The organism is Halorubrum sp. ARQ200, assembly GCF_005435115.1.
Classification (GTDB): Archaea; Halobacteriota; Halobacteria; order Halobacteriales; family Haloferacaceae; genus Halorubrum; species Halorubrum tropicale.
The window spans coordinates 1-433 of record NZ_SGTZ01000069.1; the positions used below are offsets into that span (position 1 = coordinate 1).

1 protein-coding gene is annotated in these 433 nt (G+C 75.1%); it reads right to left on the reverse strand.

The window, feature by feature from the left end:
* A partial coding sequence (locus EXE50_RS17070; protein ID WP_137705658.1) for a CobD/CbiB family cobalamin biosynthesis protein occupies nt 1-433 on the reverse strand: 433 nt, incomplete at both ends.

Here is a 433-nt window from a genome sequence, read left to right on the forward strand (position 1 = left end):
CGAGTCGGACGCCCCGCGCGGCCGTCGCCGCGTCGGGTGCCTCGGGACCCCCGTCGAGCAGGTAGTGGCCGGGCTTTTCGAGTCGCGTTTCCAGCAGGACCGCGAGGGTCGCCATCGGCCACCCCGAGTTGGGCGACGACGGGCGGCGCGCCAGCTCGCCGACCCGGGCCACCGTGGCCGGCGCGCCGGCGACGACGGCCAGTAAGACGGCCGAGACGCGCGCCGGGAGCCACATCACCGCGTCGTCGAGGCGGGCCGGAACGCGACCGACCGGCTTGTGTCGGTAGCCGAGCATCGAGTCGAGCGTGTTGACGCCCTTCACCCACGCGGCCGCGCCGACCGCGAGCGGGAGCGAGACGGCCGCGAAGAGCATAAACGCGAGCAACGGGGCGACGAGGCCGTCGGCGAGGTTCTCGGCGGCGCTCTCGACGGC